Here is a 25,482-nt window from a genome sequence, read left to right on the forward strand (position 1 = left end):
AACAAATGATTGAAAATATTTTTGAATTTGCAAAAGATGGTGAGCGGTCTGATGAGGGGTTAATTCTTGAAACGGGGTTTCCTAGAAATGAGAAACCCGCCCGCCAATGGTTCAACTCATTACTGCACTCAATGACTGCCAAGACTAATGAGGTTATCATTGCCCTTAATACCGTGGTGATCGAGTCAGCCACCAATGCTACCAATTTGTCTGATTTTATTGATCTGATGGCTAATGAGTTGGACGCTATGGCTGGTGAGTTCAGTACCTATACCCAGAGCAACGATTTTAATTTGGGCGAAATAAAAGGTCGAATGACCGCTATTGAGAACGATATCACTGAGACTTATGCCGTTGGCGATATTTATATCACTACTAAAAACCATACTGGCTCAGCGTCAATTGCCGCGCAACATGGGTATGGGGAATGGGTTCGGTATGGTGAAGGGCGAGTGCTTGTTGGTCAAGTCGCTGGAGATGGCGGATTTCCTTCATGGACAAAAACAATCAACACAACAACTGGTACTTATAATCACAAACTAGAAGTCAATGAATTACCAGCTGAGGGCTTCTTGATGCGTGAGGCTGGCGGGCATGGAGCGCGTGAGCACGGCCCTGGTGGTACTGGTTATGCCAGTGGTAGTACTCAGCAGACATTTACCCCTATCTCAAGCACCTCAACGGGCTGGCTTGGAGCCGCGCATAATAACGTGCAGCCGTCTATAGTAGTGGCAATGTGGGTGAGGACAGCATGATCAAGGAGATAATTATGCCAATTAACAAGGTTAAGCGAGCGGCCAGTAAAGGAAATGACTGGTTATTTGAGCTTGCTACTAGATTAGCAGAATTTATCAATACAACGTCATTGATAGGTTTTTCATTTTTCATGTTGATAGGTCTTGATGAGCTAGTTTATCAATACCCCTATCGAAAATTCACTTATGCCTCAAGCGAGTTTTTCTGGCTAGCAGTTTTGTCTTTAGGTATCTTGCAAATGATTGCCATGCTTAGATCCTCAGTGCGATCGAATCAAGCCAGCGGTATTGTATTGCAAATATCAGCTATTGTTTGGTTTGTCTTTGCAGTCACTTTTGGCCTTGATTACCCGCCAATTTCAACTGCCTTGCCAATATACAGCTTGCTGGCATTTATTTGCGCTGCTGGCGGTCATAAACTAATAAACGCTAATAAAGAGAATTTATGCGAGTGTAAAAAAAATAAGGATAGCTGATGATAGATACATATACAGCAGCTTTTTTGGCGGCAATCACGCCTCAAATTTTCGTTGCAATGATGGGGGGTATTGTTGGTACCAATATAAGCTCTGACATACAGCTATACGGACTAAGACTTACTATTCTTACCGCTATCATCACCTTGGCGATGGTTGGTGTGTCATCTGAGTACATGTCTGTCACCTGGGGTAATTATTCGCTATTAGGTCACTTACTGCTTGGCGGTATTGTTGGCATGTCTGGCATGAGACTGCTAGATGCCTTGAGATTAGCGCTGCCAGAACTGATGCATAGCCTCATTGAGCTGGCTGGCAAGTCAACGCTTGAATTGGTTACGGCGCTATTCAACAAGGCCAAAAAAATTATTGGCCTTTAAACAAAATTAATCATAACACGCCCGCCATTGAGCGGGCTTTTTTATGGGTGGTAATATGATAAGTAAAGATGATTTATTTGTATGGGCGCGTGGCAATCAAGGCAAAGGCTATCTAGTACAATCTCAAGTCGATGGTATTAATGCGTTGCTTTTAACAATGACGCCGCAAGCCGTGCAAGATGCACTATCGAAAATCAATGGTTGGCTAGTGAAAAGCAACCGAGTGATGTCCGATAAAGGTATTGAATTACTTAAAGACAGCGAGGGTTTGCGATTGAAAGCCTATCAAGACACAGGCGGCGTATGGACTATTGGTTACGGTCATACTAGCGCGGCTGGTGGCATGAAAGTTTATCCTGGGCTAACAATTACACGCGCACAAGCTGAGCAGCTCCTAAGAGACGATTTGGCTCGTATGACTTATCCCGTCATTGATGACTTGGTAAAAGTACCGCTCACGCAAGGTCAATTCGATGCCCTATGCTCATTCATTTACAATCTGGGTGCAACACAGGTCAGCACATCGACTTTGCTAAAACGCTTAAATCAAGGTAAGTATAATGAGGCGGCATCTCAATTTAAGCGTTGGAAATATGACAATGGGGTTGTACAAAAAGGTTTGGTTATACGTAGGGCTAAAGAGGAAGCTTTATTTCTATCATAGTAAGTCTTTTAGATATAAATCGATATCATCTATGCTAGAAAAGCACTCCTTATCGCCACCAAATCCTAGTCTTGGCTCATATCTATCATTGTATTTTTCTTTTAATATTTTTGATTCTATGTTCCAAGCTAGGTTTGGTTTTGCTTTGATGTCATGAATAACCTCATAATCATAAGGCATTGTCTTTGTACCACTAAATCTTGTCTTGATACATTTAGAGGTTATACCTACTTTATAAAAAGACTCTTTGTTATTAAAGCATTTTATAACATAAAGAGTAGCAAGTCCTTTGCTATTCTTATCGCAGGCTCGCTTAAATTTTGTTTTTGTCCAGCCTACATTTATTCTACCGCATAAACGACAACCTTTGCCCCTTATGTGGCTGTCAGGCAATTGCTTGAAGTCGCCATGATGTTGACAAGTAATTGTTACTTTATTGATATTACTTATGTATTCTGTTTTATCGTAATTATAATAATCGCCATGCGCTTTTTTAGACTTATCAATAAACTGATCGGTAGTTAAGGTTGAGTTACCAGCACAATCACTACAACCTGAACCCCTTAAATGAGATCTTGATATTTGACTGAAATCACCGTGCTTAGGGCAAGTAATGATCACTTTACTTCTTGAGTTTTTATAGCAGGTTTTACTGTAGCTATAATAATTATTATGCACTTTATTAGCTTTATCTACAAAATCACCTGTATTACTTCTACCTGTACTAGCGCATGAGGGACAAGCACCGCCCTTCAAATGATTAGATGGTATTATTTCAAATTCACCATGCTCATCGCATATGACTGTGACATAGGAGTGGTTATTCTTATACTCCATCTTACTGTAATCGTATTTTAAGCCGCCATTTTCATCTAGGTGCCTGGCATGGTTCTTTTGTATTACTTTATCAACGAATATTTCATTGAGTGATTTATCGTTACCTCTACCTTGATTTTGTTTTTTTGTGCCAGTATAATTATTTACAGTCATTAGATACTCCCAGTATCGACTTGATTAGAAAACCTCATTTGTTAGCGCAAATGGGGTTTTTGTTTGTCTCTTAATTATACCAAAACAAATTATCAATATCACCTATATGCTTGTTTTGTTTGGTAATTAATATAATTATTAGGCAATATAATATATGAGTAAAAATATATGACCATATCACTACTTGTTAGATTTTGGCGTGAATTTTTGATTTTGCTGCTGGCAGGTTTACTCTGCTTATCGCTCGTTATCCATGATAGGCAGTCAAATAAGATTGATCTCATTAAGTTAAGCCATAAGCAAGAAGCCACTGAGTTGAGGGCCAATTACGAGGCAAAGGCCCGTCAAATTGAGAGCGAAAACTATGAAAAAACTATTAATGCGATTAACGAGGCAAAAATACGTGAACAGGTTATTGTTGCTGATAATGCTGATGCCCGTGCTGCTGTTAACAGCCTGTCAGACACAATCGACAAACTTGCCAGCAACGCCCAAACCGATGCCGAATATCGAATTGAGTACGCCGCTACCACAGGTCAGCTACTCAAAGAATGTAGCGGATCAATTACAGAACTGGCAAAAGCGGCTGATGGACACGTCAACGACATCAGACTCTTACAACAATCAAGAAGATAAATAAAAAGGCCCCGCTCTCATTTTTGAGGGCGGGGCCTTTTTTTGTGCCTGGTTACTGAGCTTTAAATTCATAAAAATCAGCATCACCCTCTGTCACAACATTGTCAAATACCGTGAAATTACGTCCTTCATAGCTCCATAATTCAACATATCCATCTAAGCAAGATTCATGACATACGCCGTTATCACGCAATACATCAGTAGTTATTTCCTTGCCAGCCAAGTTAAGCAGTATAGTAATCATAGCCTTGTCCTTTTTATTTTTCATTAATGTTATAACATAACAATTATTCAGATGCCTTCAACGTATCGAGATAATCAGCCCATTCTTGCAGCATTTCTTTGCGCTCATCTAAATACTGAGTACGGTTATAGGCGCGGCCGTGTAAGTCTCTGACTCTGTGGCCTAACTGCATCTCAATGTACTTATCATCATATTTAAGCTGCTCTGCAATCATTGTGCGGGCGCTGGCGCGGAACCCATGTATTGTATGGGTATCACCACTGATACCAAGTCGCTTTAGCGCTTGGTTCATGGTGTTTTCGCTCATTGGTTGGACGGTGGTGTGAATGGCTGGGAATACGAACTCACTTCTTTGATGCTTAGACAGCTCAGTGAATATCTCTAACGCTTGTGCTGGCAGGGGTACTACCAGTGATACTCCAGTCTTGCGTTTTGTCTTGCGAGGCGTGAATGTCCATGTAGCTCTTTCAAAATCTATCTCAGACCATTTAGCATAGCGCATCTCGCCAGCTCTGACAAATAGAATTGGCATTAATTTTATAGCGCATTTAACTTCAAATGAGCCATTGTAATCATCAATAGCACGTAGCATCTGGCCGAACTCATCTGGGTCAGTGATAGCAGGGTAATGCTTAACTGGTGGCTGCTTTAAGGCGCCTTTTAGATCCTGAGTAACATCACGCTTACATTTTGCGGTTTGGACGCCATACCTAAATACCTGACCAGCCAGCGATTTCATTTTTAGGGCCGTCTCAAGGTAGCCCTTTTCCTCTATGGCCCTACACGCATCAAGCACGTCAATAGGCTCTATATGGTTAATGGGCATGGCTCCAATATGCTCACTAAGATAGGCAGCATACCGTCTATTATTCTTGTGGGTAGCAGGGGATAAATGCGTTTGTCTGGATATATACTCCTCAGCCACCATTTCGAAAGTATTATTAGATTCTAATACTTGTTGGCGCTTCTCAGCTTTTTTAACATTGCGGGGATCATCGCCATTGGCTAGATGATACTTAATATCAGCTCTCATTTGTCTTGCGGCTGCCAGTGTAATTTCTGGATATTGGCCTAGTGTCATTGTCACACGCTTTTTGGTGACGGGCACAGTAAAGTCTTGCCGCCATGATTTCGAGCCAGCGGTGCTGACATGCAGATATAAGCCGCCGCCATCAGTTAGAGTGTAAGGTTTGTCAGCTGGCTTGGCTGAGCTGACTTGCGTGTTATTGAGGGGCTTTACGATTTTTGCCATTTTTACAGTATCCTTTATTGTTCTTTTGGGGTAGTACTGTCTATTATACTGTAATAATAGCGGCAAACAAAGATACGTTATGGGTATGTATGGGTATGTATGGGCAACAAAAAACCCCGCAAAGCCTTATGTATGGGGCGATACGGGGTTGTATGGGTATATTATGTGGTGCGCCCACCAAGACTCGAACTCGGATCGATCGCTTAGGAGGCAACTGCTCTATCCTGTTGAGCTATAGGCGCATTATGGAGTGACATTGTAGGAAAAAGCAGTCATAAAAGCAATCAACAAAAGATAAATAAAGACAATTTATTCTTACTCACCATTGCTAAGCGCGTCAGTGACATCTACAGCATGATCACCTGACGCATTTTTTGTCTGGGAGGTTGGTTTAAATAAGTCATTTACACTGTTATGATAACCACTGATATTTTCATAATCATATTTTTTTAATATATCTTGACCTGTACTCGACAGTAAAAAACTACGGAAGTTAATGGCAGTCGTATTGTCTGTCAAAATGACACCTTCAAGAGCTTGTTCATTTTTTAGAGCATATTTGAAGGGGTTTAGAGTCTGTATCTCTTTATCTTCATTGTTTTTCTGACTCTGACTGCTTCTATTTTGAGCCTGTTGCAATTCTGACTGTAGGAGTGATATCCGCTCTGTAGACAGGCTATCGTCATTGGTAATAATCAAATCTGTATTAAAAACAAAATTAGAGTTTTTGTCTTCGTTATGGTTACCGATTGATACTGTGAGAATGTCGTTAGAAGGTACATAGCTAGCTAAAACCTGCACATGCGGATAACGAGCCTCAAAGCTCACAATGACATCATCCAAAGGTATCTGTAATTTCTCCTCTGCTCGAATATATAGCACACTATCAGCAATCTCTCTTGGTTTATCACCCTTCGTATTAGAATTTGGTTCACTTCCATTTGCCATGATGGGCAATGGGTCTGTGTTTTTGCGATTATTGGTCCATAACCAAATGCAGACCGCGATAAAGATTGTGAGCAGCAGCAAGACTAGCCCAGCTAGCAGTAGTTTGTAGTCTTTCATATATTACTGCTCTTTTATTAATTGGTTCATGGAAAAGTTTATATACAGGGTGTTATTTATTTTTCAAAGCTTTTGTTCTAGTACTTCATCGGTTAATTCAGCCAGCATATCAGCAAAGATATCTGTGTCTGCAGAAGGGGTCGATGCTTGTTCTTCATTATTTTTCTCAGCATGGTTATCGGATTGGCGATCTATTACAGAGTCAGGTTGGTCATTCAATACCTTAGCAGGCGTAGTAGTTTGTTGCGCTGCTAACGGCGATTCACCTGCTAATAGTCTGTCTTTTAACCATTTAAACCCATGCGCTTCCCACCATGATTCAAAACGTGGCAGCGTGCTACCACGTACTGCTACAGGTAAATCTAGCGTTCTCAGTTTCTGCGCAAGTACAGGATCGCTAATAGCTTGATGGATGCTCAAATAAAGTGAGCTACTGTCGTCCTTATATGGTCGTCTATTCTGCCATGACCTGTCATCGATCTTCATACGTGGCAGTTGCCACAACTCACCGCGATAATACACGACGTATAAACGTTGTCTCGGATGAACAAAAATGGCATCAATGGGACGCAATGGCATAGTATTAAGTAATCTCGTCGATAGAAAGTGTTATTTAGATACAGGTTGTAAAGGTCAATTCAAAAGCCGTAATGAAACTTATTTCATAGTATATGTGAGTGATAATATAAAACGACACTAAATGTCGCAAGCTTATTATAATATCGGTATCTACACTAGTAAACGATAACCATCAATGGCACACTGATAGCAAATTCGGATGTCAACATTATCAGTGGGTATGTAGAATTTGCTACTATGGTTGTTTTTATTTATGGCGTTCATGCTAGCAGAAATGCATCATCGTAACGACCACCAAACATGGATTGATGAGTATCGATTTTTGTTTTGTCTGGACGTTTTATAGTGTTTTTGACATTGGATACAGACATCCCATCTATAAGTGAAGCCTTTTTTTATCAGTCCTAGTGTCTCACCCTTATTCCAATCAGATTATTGTCTATGTTCACTATTATTCAGTCGCACCGTACCGAAAACCTCGTTGATCAATTGCTTGTACAATATCAGTCCAAGGATCAGCCTGTTTTTGAGCCTTTTATTGTCATTGTACCGTCAATGGTATTGGGCGATTGGTTGGATAAAACCATTGCTAGCCGTGCTGGTATTAGTACCTTGGTGCGTACTAAATTTTGGGGTCAGTATCAATGGACATTGATGCAAGATGTATTGACCCGTCATAATGCACATTTACTGGCGCAAAACCCTCAGGCGACAACCCTAAATGTGCCTGAAGTGGCGGTGTTGTCACCAACAGTGATGCAGTGGCGGTTGTTTGGGTATTTAACGTACTACCAAGAGTTGATTGTTGCAGATGAAAAGCATCCAGTTCATCCACTACTTGCGTCTTTGATTGATGACCCGCAGGAAAGTGCTCAGCAAGACAGCTTACAACAGGACAGTGTGCGACAGGATAAGGCGCAACAAGATGCTCGTATTTGGCAGCTGGCAAGTGATTTGGCGAGAGTGTTTAACCGTTACTTGACTCACCGTGAGGATTGGCTAGCATTATGGTCGCACAACAAGCCGCTGAATGTAGGTGAGTTGATAGCGGATAAAGATGCCTTGTCCCTGCGCTTTGATAAATATGCGCGCGGCACGCCTGAGTGGTTGGTTGAGCATTATGTTGAGTTAGAAGGTGCCCAACGATTTTTATGGTCGCATTTATTTGCTGATGTTCATCTACATCGTGTAGCACTGGAGCGTGCGTTTTGGTCGGCTCTAAAAGATAACAAGGCCAATGAGCGTGACCAGTTACCCAAAGTACTGCGTATATTTACCATTCAACAGCTGCCACAGACTGAGCTTGATTTTTTGCAAAGCTTGTCAAAATACATGGATATCACGCTATTGCATTACAACCCATCAAAGCTGTTTTGGGCAGATATCGTTGATAAATCTTGGCTACAGCGCCAGCAGATTATCAATCCGGAGAGTGTGTTTTTACGTGATTATGGTCACAGTTTGTTGTCACGTCTGGGTAAGCAGTCGCGTGATGCGTTTGCGATGCTTGCCAACTTATCAGGTAATGAGCAGTACGATGATTCGCTGGTTGAATGGCAAGATAATTTTGATGATACGCTGAGCGTTGGTTTTGATGATGAATTTTCTGCTGAATATATTGATGATAGCAACACTCAAAATAGTCCAAGCTTATTAAGGCGTTTGCAAAATGATGTGTTGATGCTTGATGAGCAATCTACCCAGCAAGCAACGGCTGCTACAGTCTCACAAGCGGTAAGTCAACAAGTAGAGCTAAGCTTTGATGAAGAGAAGCAAGAAACGGCTTGGTATGAAGATGAAGCGTTAGAGAATAAGCGCTTTGAGAAAGACCGTTTTTGGGCAATCTCCTCACAAGATAATAGCCTAAGCATTCATTCATGTCATAGCTTGCAGCGTCAGCTTGAAGTGCTGCGTATCATGATTGGCCGTTGGCTAAATGAACCTGTCAAAGCAGGTGAAAAAAAGCGCCATATCTCTGATATTGTGGTATTGCTACCGGATGTTGAGCGTCATCATGCTCTGATTGGCTCTATCTTTGTCAATGGTAAAGGTCAGGATGGTTTGACTTTGCCTGCCAAGGTGACGGGTGTTGTCGATGCGGACATTCGCCAGTTATGGGAAGCGATTATTGGTTTTTACAAACTATTGGGTAGCCATAACGCTCGTTTTGAAGCGGCTGAAGTATTAGACTGGTTGATGCTACCGCCTTTATTTGAAAGCTTTGGGCTGACTCATGAGCAAATGAGCCGTGGTTGTGATTTGTTGGTAGAGGCAGGTTTTGTCCGTGGTTTTGACGAGCTGCATCTCAAGCAAACGTTGGACAGTAATGATTACGACTATCGTTTTAGCTTTGCACAGGCATTAGACAGATTAACCCTAGGTTTGATCATGCCAGAGGCTGAACTAAGCAACTGCTTATATGCTCTAAATGACGATGAATGGCCAAGTACGGCATTACCAGAAATGACCTTGCCATTGCCACAAGTTAGCCTAAATGATGCGCTAATTGTGGAAGCGCTTTGCCGCATTTATACCGGTTTGGTTGCAAGTCGTGATGACCATACACAAAAAATGAAGGCGGAAGATTGGCTCGATCAAATTGAGACACAAGTTATCCATCGCTATTTTGGCGATGTAGATCAGACGCGTACCATGCGCGCTATCTACAATGCGATGAATGGTTTTAAATCAAGCCTACGAGCCAATCGTCATTATAGACAGTATTCTAGCGGTGCTATCGACAATAGAGAAGTAGAGCAGAGGTTGGCAGGTGTAGAGCAACTACCGCTCAAATTGAGCTTTATGCTAGACAGCATTGAAGCGGAGCTTGAGAGTCAGCAGGTCAGTGCCGAGCCCACTGGAGTAATCACCTTTGGTCGATTCGGTGCATTAAGAAATGTGCCGTTTGAGTTGGTAGTGATGCTCAATATGGATCTCTCCGAGTTCCCTGCGCGTGATCGTGATAACCGCTATGATTTGATGAAAGCGACCAATGCCCGACGCGGCGATAGAGTGAGTGAAGATGATGACAATGGCGCATTTTTAGATGCGCTGCTGTGCGCGCGTAGTGCTTGCTGGATGTTTTATAACGGCCAAAGCTTGACGGACACTCATGAGCATCTGCCCGCCAACCCAGTGAGTGAGCTATTGCAGTTCCTGCAAGGAGAGGTGCAATGGCAGGTGAACTCGCTTGAAGAGTTAGCAGCATTGCCCGAGAGTATTGATCCAACCACCGAGAGTCTCAAGCGCTATCTGCCTAAATTAATTAAGCAGTGGCTAGTGACTGAGCATCCTGCGTTGCCTTTTCATGAGAGTCTGTTTGAGGCAGAAATTGAAAGCGGTGATGTTTCTGAGCAAGCGTCTCTTAATAACAATGATAACGTTGATATTAGTGCTCAGGATACCGACCCAGTCGATATGATTGATGAGTTAGACGCTTTGTTAAATATGGCCATGCGTAAAACTAAGCTGGCTCAGAAAAAGCAGTTTCCGCCTGCACCGATTTGGCAAGCAGTTTTTGATACATTGAAAGGTAGAGTGTCTAGTGAGTATAAGGAGCTGGTTGGCCTGCCCACAAAAGCACAGTATGAGTCAATCGCGCAGGTGCTTGGTCAAGGCTTGGGACAGTTAGGCCGAGTAGATATTCACACTTTGTCTACACTGGTTGATCTGTTGGCACTAGATACGACTGTTGATGCTAGCGATGTCAATAGCATGATAGAAGCGCTCATCCAAGCATTATCTGATAGTGTATTTGATATTGGGGAAATAGATATTGAAGGGGCATTGGCTTACCAAGTGCGCCATCCTACTAAAGCGTTCTTACGGTCTCAAAAGGTGCATGTAGTGCAAGGTGAAGAAGCATTGTCACACCAAGAGCCGCTATTCTTAGATAACCTAACCACCTATCAAATCAAAGATCATTTGATTAAACAGTTGGTTACTGATGAAGGTGAAAATAACAATACAGCGGCTGAAACCGTCACTCCAATTTTGATGTATCAAAAAATTATGCCAGCTGGGGTCGCTCGCCAAACCACATTACCCAATCAACAACAGAAACTGCAACAGCAATGCGTAGAGTTTAAAGAACAATTAATTGCTAATGGCTTTGATGAAAGTAATATTCTTGACGAGAGTGAAGCAGATAGCGTTACAGCCTTACGGCTATTGACACCAACTGCCGAGCACCCTGTTCAAATAGAACTAAAAAACATACTAAATAGCACTAATAGCGATTCAAAAGACCAAATAGATATAGAAGTACTGCTCAAGCTATTGCCAAAAGTCATTAAAATAAAAGGCTCAGTACCAATATTAGCACCCATATCAGTTATTCAGGCGGGTGTGCCTTATGCTAAGCAATCACCTAAGCAGTGGTTAAATATCTTGCCCAATTCTGCCAGTCCTAGGCATTTACTTAAGTTTTGGTTGTCACATTTGTATTGGCAAGTGGCCAGGCATACAACTGCCGAACAAGTGGCATCAAATGACGGTATGAGTATTTGGCGCTTTAATGAGGCTAGCTCGCAAGTTGGTAACTATAAAGATGTAATCGCATTTAAACTAAGCCCAGTCGTTTATGAAGACGCAGTAATTGAGCTGATAAAATGGGCTATTTTTGGCAAGTTAACGAGTCAAGTTCCTATCACGTTACTGCCAGAATATGCACTGAATTACCTTGATAAGTACCTAGCAGCTGAGGAAGGTGATGGCAATCGCTACTGGCCAAAACGTACCGACTTCTCGGACTGGTTAAGACCTAACTATAACTCAGACACGGTATACGATACTTGCTCGCAGCATGCCATTTGGCAATATGTGCTACGTGACCAAGATGCGTTTAAGGCATTATCAGCGGCGTTGACTACATTAGCCCCGCCACTGTATGAGCCGATGTTTGATGCGTTAGCTAACTTAGATGGCTAATAATTCAGAGTAGTATTTTTGCTTTCTTGCTCTAATAGATAATAATTAAAAGTATACGCCCATATGACAGACCCTATCGACTCAACCAATACCATTGACTTGTCTACACAACCGAATTTATTTGATGAATATTCAGATGAGCTGCCTGTGTCTGCTGAGCCTAAACATAAAGCTGATGTCATACCGGCAGTTGACGTCGATCTAACGGGTAAGCACCTGATTGAAGCCTCAGCTGGTACTGGTAAGACTTGGACGCTGACGGGTATTGTACTGCGCCTACTGATTGAAGCGCGACGTGCGCCAGAGCAAATCATCGCCACAACCTTTACTCGAGCGGCTGCTGCCGAAATGCGTCAGCGTATCCACGACCGCTTGGTAGATTTTTATCAGTTACTACAATGGGTCAATAGCCTGAGTGCTGACACTAACAATAAAGAAAGACTGTACCCCAACGTACTGCAAGTCATGCCTGAAAATGATGCTGAGGATATACAAACAGACAGTGGTTCAGACGCAAACGCAAACGTTGAAACGGGCATTGATGAGTTAAATCAAGATCTTGCTACTGATAGGCAAGTGGCGGCTGAAAAACGTAAACAAGCAAAAAAAGACCGTGAGGACTGGCTGGTTAATCAGGCCAAATATGTACGCTTAGATAGCATGATGCAAGATCCTATTAACTTGCATCTCGTCGGTTATTTGCTAGATCACGTGTACAGTTACCCCATGTCTGAAGCTATCAGGCGTACGGCACTGGTACTAACTACCCTAGATAATCTATTTGTAGGTACACTCGATAGCTTGGCGCAAAAATGGTTGACGGAATACAGTAGCGAGACTGGTCACCAGCAAGGTATGGGCATTATTGAAGACAGCAGTATTGAACAGGTCACCGATAGCATTATCCATGATGAGCTACGTCAGTTTCAAAGCCGCTTATACTATGAGCAGCCTAAACTTTACGCGCTAATGGATCAGCAAGGTAAGCTGTCTGCAGTGGGCGATCATCAGAAATATGTGACGCGCTCGCTTAACTTTATTTCTGCACCGATTGATGAGATAAGGCTTGAGCAAAGCTTTGATTTTGGTGCATACGAAAAGCTAATCAATGAGTTTTCTCAGTTAGATTTAGCAGATATCCAGCCTTATTTGAATCCTGATTATAGAAAGTCTCAAGGATTCCGCGGTGGCTCTAATCTAACCAAACAGTTTAATGCCATTATTGAAGTACATCAAAAAATATCGCAGTATCAGTTGACCTTTAATAGCTATTTAAATGAGAACGAAAACAAGATTTTGACATCATTGCAGGATGCCAGATACCCCAATGAAGATGGCAAAATTAAGAACTTTAATAAGAATAAAGAAAAGGAACATCAGACACTTTTTGAGCTAGAAACTATTAGTAAATTAATGGCCATCTTGGACATGCTTGACAGTTTAAATCAGCATATTTTGTTTGTATTAGCCAATTTGAACCGTCATATTGTGCTGGCTGTGCGTAATAGGCTGCCAGTCATTTTAGAAGAGCGTGGCGAGACAACATTTAGTTTGCAAATGGTACGTTTAAACCAAGCATTAACTGGTCGTCAAGGAGATAAGCTGGCTCGTTATATTCGCTATCATTACCCTGTGGCATTGATTGATGAGTCGCAAGATATCAATGGTGAGCAAGCCATTATGATTGAAAGCATTTATTTGCCAAAGAACAAACGCAAACAGTCGGATGGTGATAAGCAGGTAATTACTAAGAAAGCTAGTCATGAGTTTCTACTATTGGTTGGTGATCCTAAGCAGGCCATTTATGGGTTTCGTGGTGGCGATGTGGCTAATTATAACTACATGAAAGCCCAGTTTGATAAGAGCGCGCTTTGGACGCTTGATATCAATCGCCGTTCTAATGCGGGTGTGATTAACGCATTGAATTGCTGGTTTGGTATGGCTAATGCCACAACTGCTGAGAACAAGCTGTCGCAGCTAGGTACTGGGATTCATTACCAACATATCACAGCAGCAAAACCGGAATATGAGCTGTCTTGGTTTAATGTGTCAAATAGTTTAGATGATTTACTGGTGACAGAGGTGCTTTCTGCTCAGCCAGTGAGCTTATTGCACCTGCCTTATGACAAGGACAAAGAGTTTGATTATGATGAGCATGAAATAACAGCTCGCCATATAGCTACTTTGCTTGCTAGTGGTCAGACACTTAAAGGCAGGCCTATTCAGCCCAGTGATATCGGGGTGCTGGCACGTGCCAAAAAGGATTTAAAACGAGTTGAAGATGAGCTGGTAAAACTTAATGTACCGACCTTGACCACCAGTGATGTTAGCATCTTTGAGACTATTATGGCAGAAGATGTGGCAGCATTGCTGAGTGCTATGTTATACCCGTATCGTCATGACATGATTAATCGGGTGTTGACCAGTCATCTATACGGACTGAGTATCAAAAACATCAAAGCCATGATGACAGACCATGAGTCAGGAGTTACTGAGGGTAGTAGTACGCCAAGCTCTCATTCAAACAGTTCTAACTCGAAAGGCCTCTCAGCTAATGACGCTATTGACAATAAAAAGAGCTATCAAGACTTTATTACCTATCTAAAAGAAGGTGCACAGCGTTGGCAACATTTTGGCATATTGTCGGCGCTGCATTATTTATTAGATAAAAGCCCCGTACAGCCGCAAGGCGTTTGGCAGGCCTTAGCTGCGCATCCAGAAGGTGACCGTCATATTATGGACTTGCGTCATGTGATGGACATCTTGGCACAATACGGTTTAGGTATGGGCGAGTATGAGTTGCTGGCTTGGTTTAGGCAGCAGATAGATACAGCGCCCAATAGTGATTGGGCTAAGCAGTATCCACTGCCGACAGAGTCTGGCGTGCAGCTAATGACCATTCATAAGTCAAAAGGGCTTGAGTTTCCCATTGTCTATGTATTGGGAATGGGTGACGCCAGTAGGAAGTCTGGTAATAAAGAAGACTATGGGCTGTATTTATATAACGCAGATCAAGCACCTTCAGCGTTAGTACAGCAGTCGATAGATAATCAATCAACAGGAAATCAGCGCCGCTTCTCACCACTGCAAGGCTCTGCTACGGATGAGGGCTATTATACTGATATCGAGACACAAGAAGGTTTTGATGAGATCAGGCGGCTTGGTTATGTAGCATTTACTCGGGCCAGTGAGCAGCTTTATGTTGTGCTGCGAGATCCGAGTAACAAGACAGGGTTTGAGCTAAAGCCAGTATTTTATTGGTTTGAATCTGCAGAGGCAAAGTTTGAACTACCTGATAGGCTCAAAGGTATCGTAGGTATGCTCAGAGGTCATAAAGTTAATGAGTTCTATGACAATAACTACGCAAGCAATGGTGCTAACTCAGCAGGTGTAAATGACAATGTTCAGCTAACCGCCGCCAAATCAGATGCTCATAAGCCTACGACAGAGGCTATTGAGTACGCGCCATTTGCAGAGGTTATGAAAACCAATTATTTTTATGGTTGGGCCAAGACCAGCTTTACCGCTTTGGCGCGTCAGCTAGATGAATCTACACAAGCAATGGCGATAGTGGATGAGCGTATTGATGATGCGATAGACATTGATATGACAGCGTCTTCAGTTTCAGATCTCACTTCACTTAATAACGACGAATCTCTCGAACAAGGTGATGAATTCAGTCTCAAGCCAGAAGATGATATCCGCTTTACTTTTGTAAAAGGTGCCAATGCCGGTACGTTTTTGCATGAGATATTTGAACAGATAGATTTCGCCAACAAAGCACAGTGGTCTCAGGTAATTGATAGAGCGATTAATAGTTATCAGTTGCCGCTCATATATAGTAGTGCGGAACAACAGGATCGTAGATCACAAAGTAAGATACCAAAAAATCGCGATGGATCCAACTTTGAGTCAATAGACACAACAAAACATGAGGCATTGATCAATTGGATCGAAGAAGTGCTTCATGCACCGCTATTAGCTTCTAATCAACCCTTGATTGCTCTTGACAAAGGTAAGCGATTTGCCGAGTTAGAGTTCAATATGGGGCTGTCAGAGAATTTTAAAGCACAGGATATCAGTAATCTTTTCCAACAGTATTTACCTGATGAGATAGATAAGCACGTCACTCTAGTGCCACAAAACAAAGCATATCTATATCGCTATCTAAGAGGTGAGATTGACTTAGTGTATGAGCATGCTGGCAAGTATTATGTGGTTGATTATAAAAGTAACTTTTTAGGAAATAGCCTAAGCGATTATAATGAGAATACACTCAAGCAGACAATGTCCAAAGCAGGGTACTGGTTACAAGCAGCAATCTATCAAGTAGCATTACATCGTTTCCTTGCGATGAGAATCAGTGATTATGTAGGTAACGAAGATAAATATCTAGGTGCTGTAGAGTACGTATTTTTACGCGGTGTATGTGATCCAAGCGCTCAGGTAGCTACTACGCCTATATCACAAGATGAGGTTCAATCTAATCACAATAACTTGAGCGATAGTAGTTGTTATGGACTGGTTACTTGGGATATTCCCATCGCTTTTATCAAAGGTTTAGATGCATTGTTTGGCCTACCTAATTAATAAATCTCATATAACAATCACGTAGCCAGAAATTATTACAGCAGTTAATCAGATTAAAAAGAGACAAATATACGATGAGTAATAATAACAACAGTAAGAGCAAGTCAGCCATTAGCCTACAAGAGAGCTGGGCAAGTAATCTGAGTGATTATATTTTGCTACGCCGCCAACAGACGCATGTAGCGTATGACGCGGCAGATGCAAAGACAAATGATGAAAGCAAAAAAGTCGGTAAGTCAGAAGGCAGTGATTTATTTACTGCTCTATTTGTTATTTTAGCGGCTCATTTGGAAGAAGGGCATACTGTATTAACCATTGATGCAGCCGATCATGAAGCTCCTATGCAAGGTCAAATTAATGGAGAAGAAGTCACATTATATGCATGGCAGCAGCAATTATTAGAGATATTAGCAACACCAATTTTTGCACTGATTGATACCCAGATAAAAACGCAAATAGATACGCAAACAGACGATGATACGACAATGGAGGTATCGCTATTTGTATTACTAGATACTCTATTTGCTCAGCGAGAGTACCTGTGGGCGCAGCTAGTACTTAGTAACCATGAGAAAGAGACGTTGATCAAACGTTTTGATGCGATTACTCTATTATATCAGCGCTTGAAAAATAGCGACTTAAGTACTTTCGTTCACTTGATCCATGAGCATACTTTATTTGCCAATATTAATACGAATAATGATGATAACAACTATAAGAATAGCCTAAGTAAAAATAATCAACCAATTGTTTATAGCATAACTGAAAGTGAAAAAGCCAAGAAATCAATAATCACGTTTTGGCTACATCGCACATGGCAAGCAGAATTCAATTTAGCACAGCATATCAATCATATTTTGAGTCAGCAGATAGTGCCTCTAGACATCGTTGTGCCTGAGAACTTAAATGACCAGCAGATAGCCGCTATCAATGTGGCAAACAATAATGCATTTAGTATCATTACTGGTGGCCCAGGAACAGGTAAAACCTACACCGTTGCTCAGTTAGTCATCGCGTTGCAACAAGCAACAGAAAGTAGGGGAGATGAGTCTGAACATATTAAGTTTAGTACGGACAGTGCTAGCCTAGCATTAGCAGCGCCAACGGGTAAGGCGGCCCAGCGTATGCAAGAGTCTCTGCAGGCAGCTTTAGACGACGCAAATGTAGATCTGCAATTACAAGAAGCAAAAACCATCCATCGTCTACTAGGTATTGGTCGAACAGGTAGACCACGTTACGATGCCAAAAACCCACTAGGTGAGAATATTATCATCGTTGATGAAGCATCTATGCTCGGAGTTGAGTTGGCCAACTATCTTGTGAGCGCAGTAAAGCCAGGTGCTAGGCTGATATTATTAGGAGATGCGAATCAGTTGGCAGCCGTCGATGCAGGAGCAGTATTAGCTGATCTCTGTCACATTCCGCTACTGCAACCCATTCATGCAGAACTAACCGAGAGCCGCAGATTTAGCGCCGAGTCAGGTATCGGTAAGCTTGCTACTCAAATCAATAAAGCAGAGACAAACCTTCAAGCTATTTGGCAGTTATTAAGACAAGACGATGCCTTAAATTTCCAATACGTTAATACGTTACAAGCGGAATCTATATTAAATAACCAGCTAAAAAATAGCCTAAGTAAGGAAAAAATTATCTTAAAAGTCTCAAATAATTACCAATCATACATAAATAAAATTAAGTATTTACTAGAAAGTCTAGTAGAAAAATCCATGCCAGAGTCAGTTAAAAATACTATTTCTTCGCTAATGGACGTATTTAATCAATTTAGAATATTAACTGCTGGTCATAGTGGTGAGTGGGGCGATCATTATATTAATAACTATCTCACTCAATGGCATCTGACAGAGTTAGAGTTACCATTAGGTCAAAATACATGGTTCCATGGTCGACCTGTTATGGTGCTACAAAATAATTATGAGCTTGGATTATTTAATGGTGATATTGGTTTCTGTTTACAAACATCAGATGAGCGAAACCAATTAGAAGTTTTCTTTGAAAATAAAACACAAGGGATAGCTGTTAATTTGTTAAATGAGGAGGTGATAGCTACAGCGTATGCAATGACCATTCATAAGTCGCAAGGATCTGAGTTTGATCATGTTGCCATCACTTTTGATAATAGTCATGCAAGATTGCTGAGTAAAGAGCTCGTCTATACGGCAGTGACTCGTGCTAAGAAGCAGGTAACAATATATAGTACAAAACATGCCCTAGAAAAAGCAGTTCAAACACCGACTGAGCGCCATACTGGTTTGGCATTACAATTCTAATAATTCGTTCAGGTTGTTGTTGGCGCAATAAGTCAGACCAATAAAAAAGCATCCAAATTGGATGCTTTTTTAGGACTTAACGATTCAATAAATTAAGTCTAATACTTAAACTTTATCTTCTTTGATTGCATAGATACCTGGAAGGTGACGCAAGTAACCATGAAAATCCATACCACAACCATAAACATAGCGATCTGCAACATCAATACCCACAAAGTCTACGTTGAAATCTGTAACTTTGCGATCGTGTTGCTTATTAAGCAAGACGCAAGACTCAAGTGACAGAGGCTTTTCTTTACTTAGTTCTTCAACAACTGCTTTCAAGGTAACGCCTTCGTCAAAAATGTCATCGATTAGCAATACGTGTTCACCTTCGATACTAACATCAGGCTTAAATTTCCAATCAAGATCGTTAGTACCTTCGTTATCACGATAACGGGTTGCATGGATATAGTGCATGCGATGATAGAACGTAAGGTGTGTCAATAGTTGACCAGCTGGGATCAATCCGCCGTTCATAACGACCATAACGATTGGGTTTAGACCAGCATAGTGTAGATTTAGCTGAGCGGCCAAACGCTCATAAGCAGCAGCTACTTCGATACTGCTGATAAGGCACTCTGAGTTGCGTAATGTTTTTTCAATTTCTTGGTTACTGATTTGGGTCATCGGGTGCGCCTTTGGTAAAAAGTGCCGCTTATTTTAGCAAATTTTAAAAAAATTTCCCAATAGCATATGACTGTTGAGACAAAATTATTTCAAGTTTTAGGATTATTCTGGTTTTTCTATAATAAATGGACGGTAATAATTAGCCAAACGATTTAATGAGCTGTCAGGCAAGTCTGGTAATAGCTTATTCAGTGCCATGCTCATGCCTTTATCAATTGCCGATTTGGCAACTGGCACTGATTTACGCTTGATCATACCGAGTTTTAAAGTCTCAGCATAGCGACTAACAAAATGGGTCAATGTTTCTTCGTTCATGGTTTCGAGTGCTGTTTTAAACTTGGTTCTATCTACATGTTCAGGTGTGATAGCAGCAAAGCCTTCAACGATAGTTTTGGCATCTGTTTCTGACAGCTTGAAGCCAACACGTTTAACACCTTTATTGTCTGTAAAAGTTGCATGATCTCTTAAAAAGTTAAAACTTGGCAATACGTCTTTATTATTTTCTTTACCTAGTAAGATATTAAGTAGAGTGTCTGTTGCACGTTCAATTGTACTAACGATTTTACGCATAGAAGCTTGACGCTCAGGATTTGGAATAATTTCTACCAAACCAATCAATAGGTTGTCGGTAAGGTCACGTGCTGTCTGATGAGTAAGGGCATCGCGATAAGGGTAGTACTCTATATTTTCATTTGAAGCAACGACTTGTTCGGCCTCGCTAATTAAACCTTTTAGTTTGTCCGAGGGTACGAATCCAAAATAATGTGCCATTGTACTTCCTTTATTTGTTGTTTTTTATGTTTTACTGACGTTACATTTATCGTTAAATCGGTTATTATTTGCACAAAGTGACAATCTTATACTAAATGACAATCAAAGACTCATCACATCAGACGCTAGTTAGTGAAATGCCTTAGTTATAAAATACATGACTTTGTTGATTGGTAACATTTAGCGAATTGCTAAAATTTACCCAAATGACAGGTGAGCTGAGTCACTCATCGCACACTAATTTAGCATATTTTCCATATTTTAATCCAAAAAGCTTGAACTTATAAGGCTACCGACTACTTGTCTAGGGAGAGATAAGATGAATAGTGCTATTGTACTACTATTCGGCGTTGCCGCCATGCTCTGCGGTTACGTGTTTTATTCAAAATTTATTGCCACCAAAATCTTAGCATTGGACAGCAGTCGTCCTACCCCAGCACATACTATGAAAGATGGGATCGACTATGTTCCTACTAATAAATATGTACTATGGGGGCATCATTTTACATCGGTGGCAGGGGCTGCGCCAATTATCGGCCCCGCAATTGCAGTAATTTGGGGCTGGGTACCTGCCGTCCTTTGGGTGGTTTTCGGTACTATTTTTATGGCTGGTGTACATGATATGTCAGCTATTTGGGCAAGTATGCGCAATAGAGGCCAGTCGATTGGTTCTATTGCGGGTAATGTCATGGGTACCCGTGTCCGTAGCTTGATGATGGTTGTTATCTTCTTATTACTACTGATGGTCAATGCTGTGTTCGGCGTGGCTATCGCTAACATGATGATTAAGACGCCATCTGCTGTATTGCCAGTTTGGGGTGCCTTAGTGGTTGCCTTTATCATTGGTCAGTGTATCTATCGCTACAATATGAATTTGATCTGGGTATCAATTATCGGGGTCAGTGCTTTGTATGGGTTGATCTATCTTGGCCCTATGTTCCCTATTGTGTTACCTGAAACCATTATGGGTTTACCTGATAATGCGGTATGGATCTTGATTTTATTTAGCTATGCGGCTATTGCGTCGTTGTTGCCCGTATGGATGCTGCTTCAACCTCGCGATTACATTAATGGCTTACAGTTATTTGTCGGTTTGATTTTGTTATATACGGCTATTTTTATTGGTACCCCTGATATTGTAGCACCGGCTGTTAACACATCACTGCCAATGGATACACCTTCATTGCTGCCATTGTTGTTTGTGACGATTGCTTGTGGTGCCATATCCGGTTTCCATGGTTTGGTCGCAACGGGAACAACCTCTAAGCAAATTGATAAAGAAGAAGACGTTCGTTTTGTTGGTTACTTCGGCGCATTGGGCGAGGGTATGCTGGCGCTTGGAGCAATCCTTGCGGCTACCGCAGGTTTTGCAACTCTTGGTGATTGGCAAGCGGTCTATCAAAAATTCGGTGATGGCTCTATCGGTGCATTCATCGACGGCGGTGCGACCATATTGAATGCAGGTGTTGGTATCGACATGGTGCTATCACAGACCATGCTTACGGTAATGGCAGCGCTATTTGCTGGTACTACGATGGATACAGGTGTACGTTTACAACGTTATATTTTCCAAGAATTTGGCGAGTTTTATAACTTACCGATATTAAGTAAGAGTGTTGTCGCAACATTACTAGCCGTTGGTACTTGTTTACTACTAGCGTTTGGTGCTGGTGGTATTGATGGGGCTGGTGGTATGATTATTTGGCCACTATTTGGTACGACCAATCAGCTAATGGCTGCATTAACCTTGATGATTGTAACGGTTATCTTGTTACGTAAAGGCAAGCCTGTCTGGTTTACATTAGCACCGTTGTCGTTCCTATTAGTGATGACCGTATTTGCACTATTGATTCAGCTTAAAACTTTTTTCACGGATGGAAATTGGCTGCTTATCATTATGGACATTATCATCTTGATCGCTACTATTTTAGTGACTTTTGAGAGTCTGTCTGTGCTACGTAAAGAATGGTCATTGCATAAAGGTAAAAGCAGTGACGTTTAAATATTAAATTATATTAAATGCCTTTTTAATCAAAAACGCTAGCAGCAATTGCTGGCGTTTTTTGTATCATATAGGCATGATAGATAATAAGAGTTAAATAGAATACGAGTACATTATGGAAAATGAAAACAAATCGAATGAGATAGAAAACATTCAACCGTTAGAAAGCACCCCACCATGGTGGCAACGATTTAAGCATGGGTTAAATGAGTTTTATCATGCACCTTATCGTCAGACGATGGCACGCGCAGCACGTGATGAAGAAGATTTTTTTATGTTACTCATGTTTGCCGAGAGCTTAGGGATTGATAATCCTGCCAGCTTTTACACGTTAGAATTACAGCCATTATTTTTAGAGAACTTTCACGAATGGCACACACGTATGGGGATGGATAGATGTCCGTTCGACCACGTAGGCTGTTGCTAAAATCGCAGTGATAGAACAGTAGCTATAAAAATAATCTAAGCATTGATTGCATCAGAAGACAAGAGACGAGATAAAGCTATGGCATTACACCCTTTATATGGATTGGTAGAGCAGTTAGAGAAACAACCGATTATATTTATCGGTGGCAAAGGCGGCGTAGGGAAGACCACTACTGCTGCTGCACTAGCCAGTTATTATGCAAGTCAGCAGCAAAAGACCTTAATAGTCTCAACCGATCCGGCACATAGTTTGGGCGATGTACTAAATGTGCGGCTCAATAACGACAAAACAGTAGTATCCCCTTATTTGGATGCCATTGAGTTAAACCCTGATGTAATTGTCGATGAGCATTTTACCCAAGTTGAACGGACGATTAAAGCTTACGCCAATCCAGATATGATGCCCAAAATTCATGAACATCTAAGGCTATCTAAGTCAGCGCCCGGCGCCCAAGAAGCTGCGATGCTCGAATCTATGTGTCACCATTTAGTCGAGGCGGCAGATGCTGGGTATGAACATATAATTTTTGATACCGCACCAACAGGTCACACCTTAAGGTTATTGGTATTACCAGAAATGATGGGTGCGTGGACGGATGGGCTACTTGCACAGCAGCGACGACAGGCCAAACTGCGCTCAGTGGCGACCCATTTGGACAGTCACAATCAAAAAAATGATAAAAACGACGTATCCAATCCGTTCGCAGCCAAAAAATCAGATCGCTGGGAACAAGCCGTCTCTGTATTAGAGAAACGCAAGCAGTTATTTCGTCAAGCAGGGCTACTATTACATGACCGTACACAAACAGCGATTGTGTTGGTGATGACCGCTGATGTTTTACCATTGGCTGAGACCAAGCGCGCTATCGAGCAATTGGAAGATAGTAAGCTCATGCCAGCAGCAATCGTTATTAATCAGTTGATATCAACCACGCAGTCGGATGAGTTTTGGCACCACCGCGCCGAGCGTCAGCAGCTTTTGCTGCAGGAGATCGAACAAAACTTTTCTAAATACCCGCTGTATCCAATCTATCTACAGCAGACAGATATACGTGGCACAGATGCATTAAGCGCATTGTTAAGTGCATAGTCAATAGCAATCTATGATTCATGCTTATATGACTGTAATTTACCTGATAGCGACCACGCCATGTCTGTGCGTAATAACTGAGCTTGTTCGGACTTGCCACTGCTGAGCGATGACCATTGCGGTTTACCACGGGCTTTTTTTAGCTCACTTGGTAATTTATGAGCTGGCCATACAGTTATTGGATTGTTATCCTCATCTGTATTATCACTATCGTCAGTTGGTGAAGTACCAAGACTGCTATTTTCGCCTTTATATAATAACTGAGTGGCGTCTGTAGCAGCATGACCACGATGACGTAAGGCCGTAAGTAAGTCTAATGCTCGCGTTGCTAATAGCGTCAACGTAGCAGGATCGATATATAGGCGTTTCACCCCAGTAATCCTATCGGCAATACTGCTAGTGTTTGATAGCAACCCGCCTGCAATACCACCTATTGCGGCACCCAATCCCAGTGTCGTACCTAATGCTGCTGCATCGATACCTAGTCCTAAAAGCGCACCAGCTGCTGCACCAGAAGTGGTACGAATACCGTAGCTCTTGAGAAGTTCAGGATCAAATGGGTCTTGTTGATAGGCTTGTAGTTCAAGCGGTGTCGCAGCGACCGCGTTATCATAAAACTTATAAAGATTGAGTAGGTTGTGCTGCATCGCACGCTCGCTTTGCCTTACCGCTTCTTGCATCTGATGTAACACAGGCAGTGGGTCATCATCGTCATTGATCTCGTGTACAAAGGCGGCGACATTCAATAGAAAGTCAGCGATGATGATATTGGCCTCATCATAAAGCTGGGCCCAATCCTCAGTCCGCCGTTGCATCAGCTGCTCAAGCATTTCAGAGTGAGTAAGCATTGTTGCTAGGTTTTTCCATAGCCGCATCTCATCTTCAAACTCAAACGCGACCGAATCAAAACGCGTTGAAATATGCAGATTGCGTCTTGCCAGCATCGTCTGCCAGTCGTCGATATTGGCATCCTGACTGTCGGTAAAATTAAAAACAGGCATCACAGGAATCGCAGCCCAAGATAAAATAGCCAGCTCATCTTTATATTTACCCAATACCGGCTCACGAGCATCTACCACGTAGATGGCCATATCACTGGTCAGCAGCTGACGGATGACTTTGGCTTCTTGACTATAATCATAGGGCAGGTCATAGCTATCCGAACCTTGAGCGACATCCGCTGCCAAAAACTGTTGCAAGCGCTCAATACCATCACGGCGACTGGCAGTATTATCCTCTAGCCAATCCATAAGTCCTGAAGCATCTTCCAAACCAGGCGTGTCGTATAATGCCACTAGCACCTCTCCAGTACGACTGTCTGTCAGTTGTGCTTGTTCGACGTGACGTGTGGTCGCCGCTTCGTTTTTGACTTCACCAAAATATACGTCACGCAATAACGTGCGCAATATAGAAGTTTTTCCCGTATTGGTATGACCGACGACCGCTAATTTTAGCGGTTCACCACTGGTGATGGTTTTCTTTGTCGTTCTTGATGCTGGTTCTTCTGTTGTTGATAACTCTTCTGTTGATACAGGTTGATTGTCTTGAGTAGATTTTAAAGTGGTGTCTGAAGGATGATTTGAGACATCAGGGGTTGGATCATAGGCCTTGTCCGCAAAGAGACCTGCAGGCTTATTATTCTCATGATTATTTTTATTGTCATTATTCATAGTAAC

19 protein-coding genes and 1 tRNA gene are annotated in these 25,482 nt (G+C 41.8%); 11 read left to right on the forward strand and 9 right to left on the reverse strand.

Annotated elements, in window-relative coordinates; genetic code table 11:
* Positions 1 to 5 precede the first annotated feature (5 nt).
* The 4 genes from ACT3QQ_RS06320 to ACT3QQ_RS06335 are packed head-to-tail and all read left to right on the forward strand — an operon-like array spanning position 6 to position 2,275.
* Positions 6 to 755, forward strand: coding sequence for a phage baseplate protein (locus ACT3QQ_RS06320; protein WP_444527341.1), 750 nt, complete (start codon positions 6 to 8; stop codon positions 753 to 755).
* Entirely contained in the window at positions 737 to 1,231 is a 495-nt protein-coding gene (locus tag ACT3QQ_RS06325) for a hypothetical protein (RefSeq protein ID WP_444527342.1), read from the forward strand. Before ACT3QQ_RS06320 ends, ACT3QQ_RS06325 begins: the two co-directional genes overlap by 19 nt.
* Positions 1,231 to 1,611: a hypothetical protein gene (locus ACT3QQ_RS06330; protein ID WP_444527343.1), complete on the forward strand. Its 381-nt coding sequence runs from the start codon at positions 1,231 to 1,233 to the stop codon at positions 1,609 to 1,611. The genes ACT3QQ_RS06325 and ACT3QQ_RS06330 overlap by 1 nt, the downstream gene beginning before the upstream one ends.
* A 55-nt stretch (positions 1,612 to 1,666) precedes the next feature.
* Positions 1,667 to 2,275 carry a lysozyme gene (locus ACT3QQ_RS06335; protein ID WP_444527344.1) on the forward strand — a complete coding sequence of 203 codons (609 nt, stop codon included), beginning with the start codon at positions 1,667 to 1,669 and terminating at the stop codon, positions 2,273 to 2,275.
* Here the strand turns inward: ACT3QQ_RS06335 and ACT3QQ_RS06340 are convergent.
* Positions 2,270 to 3,265 (reverse strand): hypothetical protein, encoded by a 996-nt coding sequence (locus ACT3QQ_RS06340; protein WP_444527345.1) that lies wholly within the window; start codon positions 3,263 to 3,265, stop codon positions 2,270 to 2,272. The genes ACT3QQ_RS06335 and ACT3QQ_RS06340 overlap by 6 nt on opposite strands.
* Positions 3,266 to 3,433: 168 nt before the next feature.
* On the opposite strand from ACT3QQ_RS06340, the gene ACT3QQ_RS06345 reads away from it, so the two are divergent.
* Positions 3,434 to 3,901, forward strand: coding sequence for a DUF2514 family protein (locus ACT3QQ_RS06345; RefSeq protein ID WP_444527346.1), 468 nt, complete (start codon positions 3,434 to 3,436; stop codon positions 3,899 to 3,901).
* A gap of 52 nt (positions 3,902 to 3,953) precedes the next feature.
* Here ACT3QQ_RS06345 and ACT3QQ_RS06350 read toward each other — a convergent pair whose 3' ends face one another.
* The 5 genes from ACT3QQ_RS06350 to ACT3QQ_RS06370 form a co-directional block, all read right to left on the reverse strand.
* Positions 3,954 to 4,145 carry a hypothetical protein gene (locus ACT3QQ_RS06350; protein ID WP_444527347.1) on the reverse strand — a complete coding sequence of 64 codons (192 nt, stop codon included), beginning with the start codon at positions 4,143 to 4,145 and terminating at the stop codon, positions 3,954 to 3,956.
* Positions 4,146 to 4,188: 43 nt separating this feature from the next.
* Complete coding sequence (locus ACT3QQ_RS06355) at positions 4,189 to 5,397, reverse strand: tyrosine-type recombinase/integrase (RefSeq protein WP_444527348.1); 1,209 nt, start codon at positions 5,395 to 5,397, stop codon at positions 4,189 to 4,191.
* Between the two features lie 166 nt (positions 5,398 to 5,563).
* Positions 5,564 to 5,639, reverse strand: a tRNA-Arg gene (locus tag ACT3QQ_RS06360).
* A 73-nt stretch (positions 5,640 to 5,712) separates the two neighbouring features.
* Positions 5,713 to 6,462, reverse strand: a complete 750-nt coding sequence (locus tag ACT3QQ_RS06365; RefSeq protein WP_444527349.1) for a hypothetical protein — start codon at positions 6,460 to 6,462, stop codon at positions 5,713 to 5,715.
* 63 nt (positions 6,463 to 6,525) lie between these two features.
* Positions 6,526 to 7,041, reverse strand: coding sequence for a hypothetical protein (locus ACT3QQ_RS06370; protein WP_444527350.1), 516 nt, complete (start codon positions 7,039 to 7,041; stop codon positions 6,526 to 6,528).
* Positions 7,042 to 7,482: 441 nt separating this feature from the next.
* Here ACT3QQ_RS06370 and ACT3QQ_RS06375 point away from each other — a divergent pair, with 441 nt between their 5' ends.
* The 3 genes from ACT3QQ_RS06375 (at position 7,483) to recD (ending at position 18,848) form a co-directional block, all read left to right on the forward strand.
* A complete protein-coding gene (locus tag ACT3QQ_RS06375; RefSeq protein WP_444527351.1) occupies positions 7,483 to 11,970 on the forward strand; it encodes an exodeoxyribonuclease V subunit gamma in 4,488 nt (1,495 codons plus the stop codon).
* A gap of 63 nt (positions 11,971 to 12,033) precedes the next feature.
* Positions 12,034 to 16,560, forward strand: coding sequence for a UvrD-helicase domain-containing protein (locus ACT3QQ_RS06380; RefSeq protein ID WP_444527352.1), 4,527 nt, complete (start codon positions 12,034 to 12,036; stop codon positions 16,558 to 16,560).
* Positions 16,561 to 16,634: 74 nt separating this feature from the next.
* On the forward strand, positions 16,635 to 18,848 hold the full coding sequence (gene recD, locus ACT3QQ_RS06385) for an exodeoxyribonuclease V subunit alpha (protein ID WP_444527353.1): 2,214 nt from the start codon (positions 16,635 to 16,637) through the stop codon (positions 18,846 to 18,848).
* A gap of 105 nt (positions 18,849 to 18,953) precedes the next feature.
* Here the strand turns inward: recD and ACT3QQ_RS06390 are convergent, their stop codons facing one another.
* Both ACT3QQ_RS06390 and ACT3QQ_RS06395 read right to left on the reverse strand, forming a co-directional pair.
* On the reverse strand, positions 18,954 to 19,517 hold the full coding sequence (locus ACT3QQ_RS06390; protein ID WP_444520433.1) for a hypoxanthine-guanine phosphoribosyltransferase: 564 nt from the start codon (positions 19,515 to 19,517) through the stop codon (positions 18,954 to 18,956).
* A 102-nt stretch (positions 19,518 to 19,619) separates the two neighbouring features.
* Positions 19,620 to 20,288 (reverse strand): hypothetical protein, encoded by a 669-nt coding sequence (locus tag ACT3QQ_RS06395; protein ID WP_444527354.1) that lies wholly within the window; start codon positions 20,286 to 20,288, stop codon positions 19,620 to 19,622.
* Positions 20,289 to 20,607: 319 nt separating this feature from the next.
* Here ACT3QQ_RS06395 and ACT3QQ_RS06400 point away from each other — a divergent pair, with 319 nt between their 5' ends.
* The 3 genes from ACT3QQ_RS06400 (at position 20,608) to ACT3QQ_RS06410 (ending at position 23,806) form a co-directional block, all read left to right on the forward strand.
* The gene (locus tag ACT3QQ_RS06400; RefSeq protein WP_444520435.1) at positions 20,608 to 22,290 is read left to right on the forward strand and encodes a carbon starvation CstA family protein; all 1,683 of its coding nucleotides are present in this window, start codon (positions 20,608 to 20,610) and stop codon (positions 22,288 to 22,290) included.
* A gap of 115 nt (positions 22,291 to 22,405) precedes the next feature.
* A complete protein-coding gene (locus ACT3QQ_RS06405; protein ID WP_444527355.1) occupies positions 22,406 to 22,717 on the forward strand; it encodes a cory-CC-star protein in 312 nt (103 codons plus the stop codon).
* A 78-nt stretch (positions 22,718 to 22,795) separates the two neighbouring features.
* Entirely contained in the window at positions 22,796 to 23,806 is a 1,011-nt protein-coding gene (locus tag ACT3QQ_RS06410; RefSeq protein WP_444527356.1) for an ArsA family ATPase, read from the forward strand.
* Positions 23,807 to 23,817: 11 nt separating this feature from the next.
* On the opposite strand, the gene ACT3QQ_RS06415 is transcribed toward ACT3QQ_RS06410, so the two are convergent.
* Entirely contained in the window at positions 23,818 to 25,476 is a 1,659-nt protein-coding gene (locus ACT3QQ_RS06415) for a DUF3482 domain-containing protein (RefSeq protein WP_444527357.1), read from the reverse strand.
* Between the last annotated feature and the right edge of the window lie 6 nt (positions 25,477 to 25,482).

This window comes from Psychrobacter sp. AOP7-A1-24, assembly GCF_052376235.1.
Classification (GTDB): domain Bacteria; phylum Pseudomonadota; class Gammaproteobacteria; order Pseudomonadales; family Moraxellaceae; genus Psychrobacter.